Origin of the sequence: Klebsiella planticola ATCC 33531 (assembly GCF_000735435.1) — a bacterium.
GTDB lineage: Bacteria > Pseudomonadota > Gammaproteobacteria > Enterobacterales > Enterobacteriaceae > Klebsiella > Klebsiella planticola.
Genome location: NZ_JMPP01000014.1, coordinates 212980 through 229340 on the forward strand (window position 1 = coordinate 212980; position 16361 = coordinate 229340).

General features: G+C 57.0%; 12 protein-coding genes. 7 read left to right on the forward strand and 5 right to left on the reverse strand.

Annotated elements, in window-relative coordinates; all coding sequences use genetic code 11:
• The 4 genes from GRPL_RS20260 to selB all read left to right on the forward strand — a co-directional run bounded on the left by GRPL_RS20260 (position 1) and on the right by selB (position 5167).
• The gene (locus GRPL_RS20260) at positions 1–1137 is read left to right on the forward strand and encodes an HlyD family secretion protein (protein ID WP_032698560.1); all 1137 of its coding nucleotides are present in this window, start codon (positions 1–3) and stop codon (positions 1135–1137) included.
• Between the two features lie 91 nt (positions 1138–1228).
• Entirely contained in the window at positions 1229–1837 is a 609-nt protein-coding gene (locus GRPL_RS20255) for a glutathione S-transferase (RefSeq protein WP_032698562.1), read from the forward strand.
• Positions 1838–1943: 106 nt separating this feature from the next.
• Entirely contained in the window at positions 1944–3332 is a 1389-nt protein-coding gene (gene selA / locus GRPL_RS20250) for an L-seryl-tRNA(Sec) selenium transferase (protein WP_032698563.1), read from the forward strand.
• A complete protein-coding gene (gene selB / locus GRPL_RS20245) occupies positions 3329–5167 on the forward strand; it encodes a selenocysteine-specific translation elongation factor (protein WP_032698564.1) in 1839 nt (612 codons plus the stop codon). The genes selA and selB overlap by 4 nt, the downstream gene beginning before the upstream one ends.
• Positions 5168–5269: 102 nt before the next feature.
• Here selB and GRPL_RS20240 read toward each other — a convergent pair whose 3' ends face one another.
• Together GRPL_RS20240 and GRPL_RS20235 are read right to left on the reverse strand one after the other, a co-directional pair.
• Positions 5270–7231 (reverse strand): glycoside hydrolase family 127 protein, encoded by a 1962-nt coding sequence (locus tag GRPL_RS20240; protein WP_032698565.1) that lies wholly within the window; start codon positions 7229–7231, stop codon positions 5270–5272.
• Positions 7232–7241: 10 nt separating this feature from the next.
• Complete coding sequence (locus GRPL_RS20235) at positions 7242–8642, reverse strand: MFS transporter (RefSeq protein WP_032698566.1); 1401 nt, start codon at positions 8640–8642, stop codon at positions 7242–7244.
• A 251-nt stretch (positions 8643–8893) separates the two neighbouring features.
• On the opposite strand from GRPL_RS20235, the gene GRPL_RS20230 reads away from it, so the two are divergent.
• Both GRPL_RS20230 and GRPL_RS20225 read left to right on the forward strand, forming a co-directional pair.
• Complete coding sequence (locus GRPL_RS20230) at positions 8894–9709, forward strand: AraC family transcriptional regulator (RefSeq protein ID WP_032696991.1); 816 nt, start codon at positions 8894–8896, stop codon at positions 9707–9709.
• Positions 9710–9908: 199 nt separating this feature from the next.
• Complete coding sequence (locus tag GRPL_RS20225; protein WP_032690299.1) at positions 9909–10397, forward strand: 4Fe-4S binding protein; 489 nt, start codon at positions 9909–9911, stop codon at positions 10395–10397.
• Positions 10398–10502: 105 nt separating this feature from the next.
• Here the strand turns inward: GRPL_RS20225 and avtA are convergent, their stop codons facing one another.
• Both avtA and GRPL_RS20215 read right to left on the reverse strand, forming a co-directional pair.
• Positions 10503–11759, reverse strand: a complete 1257-nt coding sequence (gene avtA / locus GRPL_RS20220) for a valine--pyruvate transaminase (RefSeq protein WP_032698568.1) — start codon at positions 11757–11759, stop codon at positions 10503–10505.
• Between the two features lie 174 nt (positions 11760–11933).
• Positions 11934–13967 (reverse strand): alpha-amylase, encoded by a 2034-nt coding sequence (locus GRPL_RS20215; protein ID WP_032690301.1) that lies wholly within the window; start codon positions 13965–13967, stop codon positions 11934–11936.
• 315 nt (positions 13968–14282) lie between these two features.
• Between GRPL_RS20215 and GRPL_RS20210 the strand changes: the two genes are divergently transcribed.
• Positions 14283–15101 (forward strand): protein bax, encoded by an 819-nt coding sequence (locus tag GRPL_RS20210; protein WP_072000061.1) that lies wholly within the window; start codon positions 14283–14285, stop codon positions 15099–15101.
• Positions 15102–15156: 55 nt separating this feature from the next.
• On the opposite strand, the gene xylR is transcribed toward GRPL_RS20210, so the two are convergent.
• A complete protein-coding gene (xylR, locus tag GRPL_RS20205; RefSeq protein WP_004868824.1) occupies positions 15157–16335 on the reverse strand; it encodes a D-xylose utilization transcriptional activator XylR in 1179 nt (392 codons plus the stop codon).
• Positions 16336–16361 lie beyond the last annotated feature (26 nt).

The window sequence follows — 16361 nt, forward strand, 5'->3', positions numbered from 1 at the left end:
ATGGATCTGTTAATTGTATTGACCTATGTAGCGATTGCATGGGCGGTTTTTAAGATATTTCGCATTCCGGTTAACCAGTGGACTTTAGCCACGGCGGCATTAGGCGGCATATTTCTCGTCAGCGCCCTTATTTTATTAATGAACTATAATCATCCTTATACATTTACCGCACAAAAGGCGGTTATTTCTATTCCCATTACGCCGCAGGTGACCGGTATCGTCAGTACCGTGACGGATAAAACGAATCAACGTGTTAATAAGGGTGATGTCCTGTTTACGATTGATCCCGTGCGTTATCAGGCCCGGGTGGACAGACTGCAGGCCGATCTGGTGACCGCGCTGCACAGCATCAACACTCTGAAGGCGCAGCTTTCAGAAGCGCAGGCCAACACGGTACGTGTTTCCGCCGAGCGCGATCGGCTCTACAAGGACTACCAGCGCTATCTGAAAGGCAGCCAGGCGCGGGTCAACCCGTTCTCTGAAAGCGATATCGATAACGCCCGGCAAAACTATCTGGCGCAGGATGCGTTAGTGAAAGCATCCGTTGCCGAGCAGGCGCAGATACAGAGTCAACTGGACAGCATGGTGGGGGGTGAGCAGTCGCAGGTTGTCAGTCTGCGCGCGCAGTTGACGGAGGCGAAATATAACCTCGACCAGACCGTGATTCGCGCGCCAAGCAACGGCTATGTTACCCAGGTGCTGATCCGTCCCGGCACCTATGCGGCAGCGCTGCCGCTGCGCCCGGTGATGGTCTTTATCCCGGAACAAAAACGGCAGATTGTTGCCCAGTTCCGCCAAAACTCGCTGCTGCGACTGAAGCCAGGCGATGATGCCGAAGTGGTCTTTAACGCGCTGCCGGGCCAGGTATTCCATGGCAAGCTGACCAATATTCTTCCGGTGGTCCCGGGGGGATCTTACCAGGCGCAAGGGGCATTGCAGTCGCTGACGGTCTTACCGGGAACCGATGGCGTCCTGGCGACAATTGAGCTGGATCCCAACGCGGATGTCGACTCGCTGCCGGACGGTATTTATGCCCAGGTGGCGGTCTATTCTGACCACTTCAGCCATGTATCGGTCATGAGAAAGGTCTTGCTACGCATGACCAGCTGGATGCACTACCTCTACCTGGATCATTAATTGCGATGAAGGCAGGCTGACGTTAAGTCTGACCTGCCTTTTGCCTGCGCCTGAACCATACTTACCTTTTTGTTGGCGAAAGGAGCAGGCAATGAAACTGATCGGCAGCTACACCAGTCCCTTTGTACGTAAAATCTCCGTCATTCTGCTGGAGAAAAACCTCCCCTTCGCATTCGTCAATGAATCTCCCTACCACGACGAGAACGGCGTCGGCCAATACAATCCCTTGGGCAAGGTGCCGGTGCTGGTCACCGACGGCGGCGAATGCTGGTATGACTCTCCCATTATCGCGCAATACCTCGATCAGCTCGGCGCGGCGCCGGCAATGGTGCCATCGGACCCGAAAGCGGCGTTGAAAATGCGCCTGCTGGAGGCCCTGGCCGATGGCGTAATGGAGGCGGCGCAGGCACTGGTGCGTGAAAAGAGCCGTCCGGCGGCGCAGCAGTCAGAAAGCGAGCTGCTGCGCCAGCGGGAGAAAGTGACCCGGGGCCTCGATGCGCTGGAAGCCTATGTTGCCGATGGCAGCCTGCGTATCGATGAGGTCAATCTGGCCACGATTTCAGCGGCGTGCGCGATTGCCTATCTAAACTTTCGGCGGGTTGCGCCCGGCTGGTGTGCGACGCGGCCTCAGCTGATTAAGCTGGTCGATGCGCTTTTTCAGCGCGCCAGTTTTGCCCGTACCGAACCGCCAAGGACTTGACCCAGGCAGGTAACAGTTTCCCCCCGGAGACGTTACAATCACCGCTGATTTGTTGACTCCCTCTCCCGTCGGGAGGGGGGTAAATAACTTACCGCCAGGTCCATTCATGACTACCGATATTCGTGCGCTTTACACCCGGCTTCCGGCCACCGACCGTTTGCTTCGCGACCCCGCTTTTTCTGCTGTGCTGGCCCGCTATGGTCATGCTCAGGTGGTGACGCTGCTGCGCCAGATGCTGGAGGAGGCGCGGGAATACATTCGTCAGCAGCAGGCGCTGCCGGGCTGGTGCGATGACTGGCCGCAGGAAACCGGGCGACGGCTGGCGCAAACATTGCAAAGCGCGCTGCGCCCGGTGTTCAATCTCACCGGCACGGTGCTGCATACCAACCTGGGGCGCGCAATCCAGGCAGAAACGGCGGTTGATGCCGTCGCCCAGGCGATGCGTGCGCCGGTCACGCTGGAGTACAGCCTGGATGATGCCGGACGCGGCCACCGCGATCGGGCGCTGGCGGAACTGCTGTGCCGCATCACCGGTGCAGAAGATGCCTGTATCGTCAACAATAACGCCGCGGCGGTGCTGCTGATGCTGGCGGCCACCGCCGGCGGTAAAGAGGTGGTGCTCTCGCGCGGCGAGCTGGTGGAGATCGGCGGAGCATTCCGTATTCCCGATGTGATGCGCCAGGCGGGTTGTATCCTGCATGAAGTTGGTACCACCAACCGCACCCATGCGAAAGATTATCGCCAGGCCGTGAATGACAATACCGGGCTATTGATGAAGGTCCATACCAGCAATTACAGCATCGAGGGCTTCACGGCGGCCGTCGATGAAGCCGAGCTGGCGATGATTGGCCGCGAAACGGGTATTCCGGTGGTGGCGGATTTGGGCAGCGGTTCGCTGGTTGATTTGAGCCAGTATGGCCTGCCGAAAGAGCCGATGCCGCAGGAGATGATCGCGGCGGGCGTCAGTCTGGTGAGCTTCTCCGGCGATAAGCTGCTGGGCGGCCCGCAGGCGGGGATTATCGTTGGTGAGAAGGCGATGATTGCCCGTCTGCAGCAGCACCCGCTTAAGCGCGCGCTGCGGGCGGATAAAATGACCCTTGCCGCGCTGGAAGCCACTCTGCGGCTCTATCTGCATCCGGAAACGCTGGCCGATCGGCTGCCCACGCTACGCCTGCTGATCCGCACGGCGGAGGCGATTCAGGCACAGGCGCTGCGCCTGCAGCCATTGCTGGCCGCGCATTACGCGCAGTTTGAGGTGCGGGTGGAGCCCTGTCAGTCGCAAATTGGCAGCGGTTCGCTACCGGTGGACCGTCTGCCTGGGGCGGCGCTGACCTTTACGCCGCGCGATGGTCGAGGCAGTCAGCTGGAGGCGCTGGCGGCCCGTTGGCGTGGGCTGACGATCCCGGTGATCGGACGGATTTACGATGGGCGTCTGTGGCTGGACTTGCGCTGTCTTGAAGATGAACCCCGGTTTATGGAGATGTTATTACAATGATTATTGCCACTGCCGGACATGTTGACCACGGCAAAACGACGCTGCTGCAGGCGATCACCGGCGTTAATGCCGACCGTCTGCCGGAAGAGAAATCACGCGGGATGACGATCGATCTGGGGTACGCCTACTGGCCACAGCCCGACGGTCGCGTGCTGGGGTTTATCGATGTGCCTGGCCACGAAAAGTTTTTGTCTAACATGCTGGCGGGGGTGGGCGGTATTGACCACGCGCTGCTGGTGGTGGCCTGCGATGATGGCGTGATGGCGCAGACCCGCGAGCATCTGGCCATCCTGCAGCTGACGGGAAAGCCGTCGCTGACGGTGGCGTTGACTAAGGCCGATCGCGTTGATGGGGCGCGCGTGAGCGAGGTGCGTGCCGAGGTGGCCGCGGTGCTGGCCGAATTTGGCTTTACCCACGCCACGCTGTTTGCCACGGCGGCGACGGAAAACCGGGGGGTCGACGAGCTACGCGCGCATCTGCGCCAGCTGCCTGAACGCACCCACCCACAGCATCAGCGTTTTCGCCTGGCTATCGATCGCGCCTTCACCGTAAAAGGAGCGGGCCTGGTGGTGACCGGCACCGCGCTCAGCGGCGAGGTCAACGTCGGCGATACGCTATGGCTGACCGGGGTGGATAAGCCGATGCGCGTGCGCGGGCTGCATGCGCAAAACCAGCCGGTCGACCGGGCGCGGGCCGGTCAGCGAATTGCGCTGAACATTGTCGGCGATGCGCAGAAAGAGGCGCTCAATCGCGGCGACTGGCTGCTGTCCGTTCAGCCTCCCGAAGCGTCCGGGCGGGTGATTGTTGAACTACAGTGCCATACGCCGTTGACGCAATGGCAGTCTTTGCATATCCATCATGCCGCCAGCCATATTACCGGACGCGTCTCGCTGCTGGAGGGGAATCTCGCCGAACTGGTACTCGATACTCCGCTGTGGCTGGCAGATAACGACCGCCTGGTGCTGCGCGATATCTCCGCCCGCGTTACCCTGGCGGGTGCCCGCGTGGTGACGCTAAATCCGCCGCGGCGCGGCAAACGGAAAGCGGAATATCTGCAGTGGCTCCATGCGCTAGCGGCGGCTGCGGATGATGCCCAGGCGCTGGAGACGCACCTGCAGCGCGACGCGGTACGTCTGGATGAATTTGCCTGGGCCCGTCAGCTGAACGAAAATGGCCTGGCGGCGCTGACCCGCAACGCCGGCTATCTGCAGGCCGGTTATAACCTGCTCAGCCCTGCGCTGGCGGCGCGCTGGCAGACAAAACTCCTTGATGCGCTGGCGCGCTATCACGATCAGCATCGCGACGAGCCTGGACCGGGCCGCGAACGTCTGCGGCGTATTGCGCTGCCGATGGAGGACGAAGCGCTGGTACTGCTGCTGATTGAGCAGATGCGCGCCAGTGGGACTATCGACAGCCATCACGGATGGTTGCATCTGCCGGAACACAAAGCGGGCTTTACCGAGGAGCAGCAGGCCATCTGGCTACGGGTTGCCGACCTGTTTGCCGATGAGCCATGGTGGGTGCGCGACCTGGCGAAAGAGGCGGGCGTTGAAGAGGCGCTGATGCGCGCGGTGCTGCGTCAGGCGGCGCAGCAGGGCATGATTACCGCGATCGTCAAAGATCGTTATTATCGCAACGATCGGATCGTGGCCTTTGCCAGAATGATCCGCGAGTTGGATCAGCTACGCGGTTCAACCTGCGCGGCAGATTTCCGCGATACGCTGAACGTCGGGCGTAAACTGGCGATTCAAATTCTTGAATATTTCGACCGGATTGGCTTTACCCGCCGTCGTGGTAATGACCATATTCTGCGCGATAAAGCCTTGTTTCTTTAAGTCTTTTCAGGCGACCGGGCCAGCCTGCGCTGCCCGGTCAGCGTAGCGCCGGCGCGGATGTTTAGGTTGAACTCCCTCGGGGCGCGGCACTACCTCCCGCGTTTATTCGTCCGTTTCTTTCACCCAGATGCGCATTTCTCCTTCGCCGCGATTCGCCCAGCTAAACCACGGAACAAAGGTTAAGGTCTGCGGCTGGCGCGTGGCCGGCGTGTGGTCATAACTCCACAGCGCCTGGCTTTGCGCATTCTCCGCCGTTTGCTTATAACCCGGCGCCTGAAGAAGCACCTTATGCGCAAACATACCTTTTCCTGCAAAAGCGCTGAACCGGGCGTTTCGCGGCAGCTGCAGGTTATGCAACTGTTCGCCGTTGTCCGCCTGTTCCAGACAATAGACCAATGGACCTCGCTGTACGGCGACCTGGCCGGCCTGATGGCGCACCAGCGGATTACCGTAGACGCGGCGCACCGGCATCGGTAGCGTTAGCAGCAGAGTGTCGCCTTCCTGCCAGCGATGGTGGATGTGCAGATAGCCTTTGCGGACATCCCGTGAAACCGCCACGCCGTTCAGCGTCACCTGCGGGTTATCGCACCAGTCTGGCAGGCGCAGCGCGAGGGTATGCTTGACCGGCATGGAGGAGTCAATGGTGATTTTTACCTGCTCCTGCCACGGATAGTTGCCGCTGATGCACAGCCGCAATGTCTTATCGCCCACCGGGATCTCTGCATGGTTGCCGATATACAGATTGATATAGAGCGCCTCTGCATGCGGCGTGTAGATGTAGTGTCCCAGCGACGTGAGTACGCGGGCGATATTCGGCGGGCAGCAGGCGCAGCCGAACCAGCGCTGACGAACGGGCTTCACGTGGTCGTAAATATGGTTAAATTTCAATGATTTTGGGTGGACCTCCAGCGGATTGACGTAGAAAAAGTGCTTACCGTCCAGCGCCATTCCGCCCAGCACGGTGTTATACAGCGCGCGCTCCATTACGTCGGCATACTGACTGTCGGCTTCCATCTCCAGCATCCGGCGGGCAAACATCATCAGGCCAATGGAGGCGCAGCTTTCGGCATACACCGTATCGTTTGGCAGGTCGTAGTCGCTGCTGAAGGCCTCTCCGCTGCTCTGCGAACCGATGCCGCCGGTGATATACAGCTGGCGCCGGGCCATGTTCTGCCACAGCCGCAGGCAGTCCCGGCGCTTGCCCTCGTCCTGGCTTAAACGGGCGAGATGGGCAACGCCGGTCATCAGGTAGACAAAGCGCACCGCATGACCGATGGCGACAGGCTGTTCAGCGATCGGTTGGTGCGCCTGGCTATAGGGCTTATCCATCACCATCCATGCCGGGCCGTAGGTATTCCAGTAGGAGGTTTTGCCGCGCTTTTCATATTCGATATCGTAAAAATGCGGCTGTGTTCCGCGCTCCTCAACGAAATAGTTCGTCAACGCCAGGTAGCGAGGTTGCTGGGTGACGTCATACAGGCGCATCAATGCCAGCTCAATTTCCGGGTGCCCGGGATAGCCGTGTAGCTGATGTTCTCCGGGGCCAAACACGCTGTCGATATGGTCCGCCAGGCGACAGACCACCTCCAGCAGGCGGCGTTTGCCGGTGGCCTGGAAGAAGGCGACGCCAGCTTCAATCATGTGCCCGGCACAGTAAAGCTCGTGGCACTCGGCGAGATTCGTCCAGCGTTGCGCTGGAGCTTTGACCGTGAAGTAGGTATTCAGGTAGCCATCTTCACACTGGGCGTCAGCCACCAGTTCAATCACTTCATCAGCGGTCTTTTCCAGCTCGCTATCTGGCTTCTGGCACAGCGACCAGGCGACGGCTTCCAGCCATTTCGCCACGTCACTGTCCTGAAAAACCATACCGTAAAATTCGCCTTGCTGACGCCCGGCGGCGATACGGAAGTTTTCTATCGCATGGCTCGGATCGGCCTCGTCGATGCGGTCGTTAAGCGCATCCCACTGGTAGGGGATCACCACATCGCGCACCAGCTGCTGGTACTGACCGAGGAATGGATCGGTGATTTTCAGTTTGTGCAGATCGACTTCCATAACAGACATGACGGACTCCTTAGGGCTGAACGTGGCGCGTGCGCAGGTCGCTGGCAATGCGCGCCATCATCGGATTATTGAGTTTGCAGGCGCGGATCGCGAAGGCGAGCAGCAGATGGAAAAGTGCGGGCAGCAGGGTTTCCATTGTGGTGATACCGGCCAGCGATGATGCCGTCTGATTATCGGCGCCCGGCTGATAGGCCACGTAAATAAACACGAGGCTGATGATGCCGGCGCTGGAGGCCCATGCCAGCTTGATGAAGAACAGGTTAAAGGCGAAGTTCATGCCGGAAGAGCGCACGCCGGTCTTCCATTCGCCGTAGTCATCGGAGAAGGCCATCAGCGAGAAGTGCAGCGGCAAAGTGAAGCCGAGAATAATACCGTTGCTGAGGATCACTCCCAGCCACAGGGTCTGGTAGGCCGGGCCGGTGGGTAAAAACCACATCACGACGGCAAGCGCCGCTAACACCAGGTTGGTGTAGTAGTAGAGGGTGACGGTATCAAAACGGCGGGATAACAGGTTGATGATGACGGCGCCGAAAATAGAGGCAAAGGTCACCATAGTGAAAAACAGGGAGGTATAGCCAGTTGAACCGCCAAGGACGTAGGTGATGAAGTACATGTAGCCGCCGCCACGGATATTAAAAACATTGATCAGCAGGAATGACATCACCAGCATCAACAGCAGCTGGTCGTTTCTGCGCAGCCCGGCAATATGTTCGCGCAGGGTAAATTTGCCCATCACATCCAGTGAGACACGTTCGCGAACCCAGAAGAAACAGCACAGGAACATCACCACCGCAATGGCACAGAGTACGCCAACGCCATACTGATAGCCCTGAGCGGTATTTCCCTGACCCAGCGCTTTTACCAGCCACGGCAGCCCGACGGAGACCAAAAAACCCGCTACGCCGCACAGGACAAAGCGCCAGGCCTGGCACGAGATAACCTCGCTATGGCGAGTGGTCATGGTGTTGATCAGCGCGCAGTACGGCACGTTAATCGCGGTGTAGCTCATCGACAGCAGCAGATAGGTGCCGAATGCCCAGGCGATTTTTACCCCCATGCTGGCATCAGGTACGGTAAACGTCAGTACGCCGATGATGCCGATCGGCACGGCAATCCACAGCTGCCAGGGACGAAAACGTCCCCAGCGACTTTGGGTGCGGTCGGCCAGAACGCCCATGATCGGGTCGGAAATGGCGTCAAAAACGCGCAGCGCGAGGAACAGCGTTCCGACCAATGCGGGCGTCAACCCAAAAACATCGGTATAGAAAAACGTGAGAAAGTTCATTATCAGGCAGGTAATGACCGTCCCGCCGGCATCGCCCAGTCCGTAACCTATTTTTTCACGGAGGGATAATTTTTCGTTTTGTGCACGCAGTGCCAAATCGTTGGTCGTAATCGGAGCCGAAGTCATAAATAACTCCCGGAGATGATATGCGGAAAATAACCCACTTAATCGCGGGTTTTATTGTGTAATTTGCAAAGTACGGTATTTATTCTGCACGAAATACAGGTACCAACAAGGGAAGGGAAAAGTATAAAAAGATGACGATTCCGACTTCATCGTAAAAGTGTGATTTCGATCCGATATGATGCGCTTTTATCGTTAATAATCAGATATAAACAGAGTTATAAGTGGCGCAAAAAGCGAGAAATTGAATATCTATGCTTGAATTATCCATGTCTCTTCCGATTAAAGTACAAAATGGCGGGTTATTTATTTCCCGGGGTATTGGTAGCCATCCGGCGCGACGGCTTCTTTCCTGGGAGCTCATTTTTGTCGAAAAAGGGATATTAACGATTCGCGAAGAAAATCAAATATTCAGGGTGAATGCCGGAGAAAGTTTACTGCTTTGGCCGCAGCGTTCACATGTCGGTATTGACCCGTTCCCGGCGGATTTAAAATTCTACTGGTTGCATTTTGAAGTGATGCCGGATGAGGGCGATTTGACTCCCAAAGCGCCGCTGTCTATCCCACAGCACTCCCGGGTGAGTGAGCCGCAGTATATTATTTCTCTGTTCAGGCAATTCTTGCGTGAGCAGGAAAATATCCACCGTAGCACGGCACTGGAATTGATTCTGCTGCTCATTCTGCAACAAATCTCGGCAGCCGCAAGCGAGCAGACAACGGATAGTCCCGGGAATGCGCTGGCGTGGAAAGCGCAGCAAATCATTCATACCCGGTTTCATTTACCGGTTTCCGCTTCAACCTTAGCGAAAGAGCTGCACTGTAACGCCGATTATCTGGGACGCGTTTATCGTCATGTTTTTCGGCTGACGCTCACTGAAGCGCTGCACCGCCAACGGGTGAGGGCCGCGGAAAAGTTGCTCATCAGCGACTCCTTGTCGCTGACCGAAGTGGCAATGAAATGCGGCTTCAATGACGTCGGCTATTTCCGCAAAATTTTCCGTAAACATACCAGCCTGACGCCGGCGGCGTGGAAGCGTCGTTACTGTAAGGAGCATATTAACTCGGCGTAGGCGAGGCATCCCCCAGACGGGAAGCGTCTTTGCCATACGCGCTATCTTTTCCCGTCGTCATTGCTTACGGCAGGAAGACTCAGGCAAATGACTAAAATTCCCCGGCGAGAGGTAAAAAAAGGGCTGATTCCATTCAGGATCAAGGCGCGGGGACCGCGTTTTCTGGCACGCTGCTTTTTTATCCTCAATGGAGCAGCGGATGAACCGTTTTATCATCGCGGATGCACAAAAATGTATTGGCTGCCGGACCTGTGAAGTGGCCTGCGTGGTCTCGCATCAGCACGATCAAAGCTGTACCACGGTTTCTGCGCCGCAGTTTGCGCCCCGTATCCGGGTGGTGAAAAGTGACGAGCTGTCGACGGCCACGCTGTGTCGCCAGTGTGAAGATGCACCTTGTGCAAATGTCTGCCCGGTTGACGCCATTCAACGTGAAAATGCCGCCTGGTACGTTGACCAGCGTCGCTGTATCGGCTGTAAAAGCTGCATGGTCGCCTGCCCTTATGGCGCAATAACCGTCATGTTGACCGGGGAGGGCGTGCAGGCGCTGAAATGCGATTTATGCCGCCATCGCGCGGAGGGACCTGCCTGTATTGCCGCGTGCCCGACTCAGGCGTTGCGCTGTCTGGAAGGTGCGGAGCTGGAGCGACTGAGCGCGCAGCGGCGTCGGCGAATGGCGTTGGCGATGTAGGCGTGCGAGAGGCCCGGATAGCGGCACCAATACGCCTTAGCCGGGCGATATGGCCCGCCGTCCGGCAGGCCATAAGAGGTCGGGGTTACGCTTTGTGAGCAGGCGTTACGCGTGCGCTTCGCCCCAGGCCCGCTCAACCTCTTCGGCGAGAATCTTCACGCCCGCTTCAATTTTCTCCGGGTCCGGTACGTAGTTCATGCGCATGCACTGGTGCGTGTGCGGCCAGGGTTTATCCAGCCCCGGGAAGAAGTAGTCGCCCGGCACCATCAATACGCCGCGTTTTTTCAGCCGCTGGTACAGCAGTTCGGTGGAGATCGGCAGATCTTTAAACCACAGCCAGAGGAAAATCGCCCCTTCAGGTTTATGAATCAGGCAGCGATCTTCCGGCAGATAGCGGCGAATAATGGCGATAGTTTCCTGTACGCGCTGGTAGTAGAACGGCTTGATGACCGTTTCTGACAGGCGCAGCAGGTCATGGCGTTTGATCATTTCGCACATCATCGCCGGACCCATTCCGCCGGGCGCAAGGCTGATAATCCCGTTCATGTTGCTGATGGCGGTAATGATTTTCTCATTGGCCACGATGATCCCGCAGCGACTGCCCGGCAGGCCCAGCTTGGACAGGCTCATACACAGTACAATATTCGGGTTCCAGAGCGGCCTGGCGTCGCTGAAAATAATTCCCGGGAAAGGCACGCCATACGCGTTATCAATCACCAGCGGAACGCCGTGTTGGTGGGCCAGCGCATCCAGCTTGATCAGCTCTTCGTCAGTGATCACGTTACCGGTCGGGTTGGTCGGGCGAGAGACGCAAATCATCCCCGTCTCTTCCGTGACCTGCAGGTGTTCAAAATCGACGTGGTATTTAAACTGGCCTTCTGGCAGCAACTCAATATTCGGGCGGGTGGCGACAAACAGATCCTCTTCGAGACCCGAGTCGGCGTAGCCGATATATTCCGGCGTCAGCGGGAACAGGACTTTGCGGGTGGTGCCATCCGCACGGCGTCCGGCAAAGAGGTTAAACAAGTAGAAAAATGCACTCTGACTGCCATTTGTTAGCGCAATATTCTGTGGTTCAATCTCCCAGCCCAGTTCTTCGCGCAGCATCTGCGCCAGCACGGTCAGAAGCTCGCTTTTTCCCTGCGGACCGTCGTAATTACAAAGCGCATCAAGGGCTTTGCCGTTGGCGAGCATGTCAGCCAGCAGGGTCTGGAAGTATTCGTTCATTTCCGGGATCTGCGCGGGATTACCGCCGCCCAGCATGATTGCGCCCGGAGTGCGCAGGCCGTCATTGAGGTCTTCCATCAAGCGGGTGATGCCTGAATGACGGGTGAATTTGTCGCCGAAAAGTGAAAATGTCATTGCGGATAATCTATCGGTCTTCCTGGAAAGTGGGTAACCATAACGCCAGCTTCGATGCGGTGCAAATCGGCAGGAATGTCGAAGATTTCATTTTTATGCTGGATTATCGATAGATATTAGTTTTTTATTCTGTAAAGGCTCCCCGGGGAGACCGGAGAGCCATCAGAAAAGGGGTTATCGTTGGCCTGCCCATACCACCATGACTTTGTCATCGGCGTTTTCACGGACGAAACCGTAACCTTGCGGCATAGAGAGCGTGGTTTGTTTGCCCATCCCGATTGCCGGGTGGCGGGCGCGGAACTGGCCGAGCTTCTGCCAGTGGGTGACGCTGAGCGCGGCTTTACCCTCGACGTCCTGCCAGTTCATATCCGAACGTGTCCCCTGCAGCGGATCTGAGCCGGTAGGCCCGAACGGCCGCGCGGACTCATCGCCATAGAAGAGCTGTACCGCGCCTGGCGCGAGCAGCAGCAGTTCTGCCGCGGTGCTGCCGCCTTCGCGGAACAGACGCGTGTCGTGGGATGAGAGATAGCTCAGAACGTTAAACGTCTGCAGTTTATCCGCCATCTGCTGCCAGGTCAGGTCAATACTGGAGAGACAGCCTGATGCTTTCGCCGCCTGATCCTGGTAGTCGAAGTTAATCATCGCATCAAAACCGTGGCGGTAGTAATCGCTCTGCATCACCCCATGGCCCCAGGCTTCACCGGTCATCCAGAACGGCGCGTTATCCAGCGCTTTATCCGGATTGGCCTTTTTCCATTCCGCCAGCGCCGCAGTGGCCTGGGTTTTCAACTGTTGCCAGGCGGCCTGCTCGACGTGTTTGGCGGTATCGACGCGGAAACCGTCAATGCCGTAATCACGTACCCACTGACTCAACCAGTGGGTCAGATAATCGCGCGGCGTATAGCCTGGAATCACTTTTGCCGCCGTATCAGGCTTTTGTTGATAGAAATTCGGCAGCCCGGAAGGGGTGGTCGATTCGGTTTTCAGATCCGGCAGGAAGGCCAGGGACATGGTCAGATCGTCAAAGCCGGGGTTGTCGTAGTCGCCGATATCGGTACGAATCCACTTTTTCCCCCACCATTTTTCCCAGCCGGCTTTATCGCTGAAGTTGATGTAGTCGTTGAAGCTGTGCCAGGTCTGGCCCGGGCCGGGTTTCCAGTTGGTCCAGTGTTCCCCGAGCGTTTTTTTCAACTCGTCGCCCTGCAGATACAGCGAGCCGAATTTGAACTCCTGCATATCGGCGAGGGTGGCATAGCCAGTGTGGTTCATCACCACATCGAACAGGATGCGGATACCGCGCTTGTGCGCCTCATCGACAAGGCGACGCAAATCCTCCTCGGTACCCATATTGGCATCCAGCTTTGTCCAGTCCTGGGCGTAGTAGCCGTGATAGGCGTAATGCGGGAAATCGCCCTTGGTTCCGCCGCCGACCCAGCCGTGAATTTGTTCCAGCGGCGAGCTTATCCACAGCGCGTTAACGCCTAACTCTTTCAGGTAGTCGAGTTTGCTGGTCAGCCCTTGCAGGTCGCCGCCGTGGAAGGTGCCGATTTCCTGCATACCGTCTTTGTGCCGCCCATAACTGTTGTCGTTAGCCGGGTTGCCGTTGACGAAACGGTCGGTCAGCACGAAATAGACCGTGGCGTTATGCCAGTTGAAGGGGGCGTCGGCGGTGGTGTCTGCCCGCTCAAGGAGCAGTAAACCGTTGCTGTTGGGGGCCGGCTGCAGCGTAATTTTCCCGGCGCTGACCGTGGCGACATTGCCGCTGTAGAAATCACGGACTTTGCTACCCTCGGCAAAGGTCTTGCTGACATCCAGCGTTAGCGGCTTACCATCCCATTTTGGACACTGACGCAGCTGCGGCGCGGAAGCTGTCGCCGCCTCTTTTTCCTCCAGAGAAAGCATCAGCGTCGGCGTACCGGAGCGGGTATCCACTTCAAGCGTGTAGCGACCTTCGCGGAAGACCCGCCATTGTGCCGGGGTGCCGCGGCAGGGTTCCATGGACAGCATCTGGTTGAGTTTGATGGCTCCGACGGGCTGCCAGCACTGTTGGTCAAAATTAATTTGTAGCGGACGTGTACCCTTCGCCACCTCGTTTTGACTGATAAACCTGCCGGTGCCCTCTTCGGTAAAGGCCGGGAAATCGGCGGTGGTCCAGGCGGCGAAGGCCATTCCTGGCAACAAGAGCGACGCGAGCGCAGCGAGTTTCATTCTGGAGTCCTGTGAGCGGTTTTTTGTTCAGTTTGCCCGGCAAACCGGATAATGAACTCATCCCACCTGCGCTTTTGCAGGGATGACAAAAAGGGGTGAGTGACAGAGGTCAAAAAACAGGCAAAAAATGAGACGGCGCTAGCATTTTCGCCCCCTGATGACGGCGCGGAAACCGATTTCAGATGACAGCTTTTAGGAATTGGACTATTTCTGTTAGTGCTCTCACTGGGTATTTTTGATACTATTCGCGACTCAATTAACGTTTTTTTGCGTAAAACAAGGTGTTGGAATGATTAAATCCGACCAGGAGACCTAATGATATCGATTCCCATGCGACGATATGGGGCTGCGATACTCATGTTACTTACCTGCATATTTTCAGGTAGTGTGTTGGCAACAACCCACACAGCAACAACGAGTCATAAAGCCTCACAAGTAAAGAAAAGTAGTCAAGTTAAGGTAAGCAGTAAACAAGAGTATTCTCGCAATAGTGTAAAGAGTAGTTCACTTCCTGATTTGCGAAAATACCCTTCCGGAACCCCAAGGAAAAAAGCGTTTCTCCGGACAGTAATGCCTTATATTACTAAACAAAATCAGGTGATTACCGCCGATCGTAACTGGCTTGTTGCCAAGCAATACGATTCGCGCTGGTCACCGACAGAGCGCTCGCGCCTGAAGGATATTACTGCACGCTATAAAGTGAAATGGTCTGGCAACACCCGCCATATTCCATGGAACACGCTGATGGAGCGCGTCGACATCATTCCGAACAGCATGGTGGCGACCATGGCAGCGGCGGAAAGCGGCTGGGGTACGTCCAAACTGGCGCGCATGAACAACAATCTGTTTGGTATGAAATGCGGCGGCGGAAACTGCCGCGGTGCGATGAAAGGCTACTCCCAGTTTGATTCCGTGGAGGAGTCTGTACAGGCTTACGTGACGAACCTGAACACCCATCCGGCATACAAGTCCTTCCGTAAATCCCGCGCGCAGCTGCGTAAAACGGATCAGGAAGTGACAGCCAGCACCATGATTCATAAGCTGAAGGGTTATTCGACGAAAGGGTCGAGCTACAACAACTATCTCTTCGCGATGTATCAGGACAACCAGCGGCTGATTGCTGCCCATATGTAATAGCGAATGCCCGGAGCGTAAGCCCCGGGCATTTTTCTTTTCGATCTCACTGGCTCTACATCATCACTTCACTGTGCCGATCCCGGTACTCCTTCGGCGTCACGTCGTACTCTTTCTTAAATACCGAATAGAAATATTGCAGCGATGGATAGCCGCACATTTGCGAAATTTCATTAATCGACAGCGTGGTGGAGACCAGCAGGCTGCGGGCCTTTTCGAGTTTCTCGCGGTGAATGATGGAGTGAATGGTGTCGCCGACCTCCTCCTTGAAACGCTTCTCGAGGTTAGAGCGGGAGATGCCGACGGCATCCAGCACCTGTTCGACCTTGATGCCCTTGCAGGCGTTATTGCGGATATAGTGCATCGCCTGAATCACCGACGGGTCGGTGAGCGAGCGATAGTCCGTGGAGCGCCGTTCAACGACGCGCATCGGCGGCACCAGCCGGCGCTGCAGCGGCAGCGGCTCTTTATCCAGCAGTCGATGCAGCAGCTTGGCCGCCTGGTAACCCATCTGCCGGGTCCCCTGCGCGACGGAGGAGAGCGCGACGCGTGACAGGTAGCGGGTCAGCTCTTCATTATCAATACCGATGACGCACAGCTTTTCCGGCACCGGGATATGCAGCAGCTCGCAGGCCTGAAGCACGTGACGGGCGCGGGCATCGGTCACGGCGATAATTCCGGTTTGCGGAGGGAGCGTTTGCAGCCAGTCCGCGAGGCGGTTCTGCGCGTGTTGCCAGTTTTCCGGTGCGGTCTCAAGTCCCTGATAAACCACGCCGCGATATTTCTCCTTCGCGACCAGCTGGCAAAACGCGTGTTCGCGCTCGACAGCCCAGCGTTTTCCGCTGGAGGTGGGTAGCCCGTAAAAGGCGAAGCGCTGGACGCCTTTTTCTTTCAGATGCAGGAAGGCGCTTTCGACCAGCGCGGCGTTATCCGTCGCAATATAGTGCACCGGGGGATAGCATTCGGGGCGATGGTAGGAGCCGCCGACGCCGACAATCGGGACCTCGACGTCGGCCAGCAGTCTTTCGATTTCCGGGTCGTCATAATCAGCAATCACGCCGTCGCCCAGCCACTCCCTGATATTCTCAATACGCGCCCGAAAATCCTCTTCAATGAAGATATCCCATTCCTGTTGCGATGCCTGTAAATATTCTCCTACCCCCTCGACCACCTGCCGGTCGTAGGCTTTGTTGGCATTGAATAGCAGCGTAATACGGTGGCGCTTTGCAAACATAGTCTCTTTTCCTGGTCTCTCTTTCT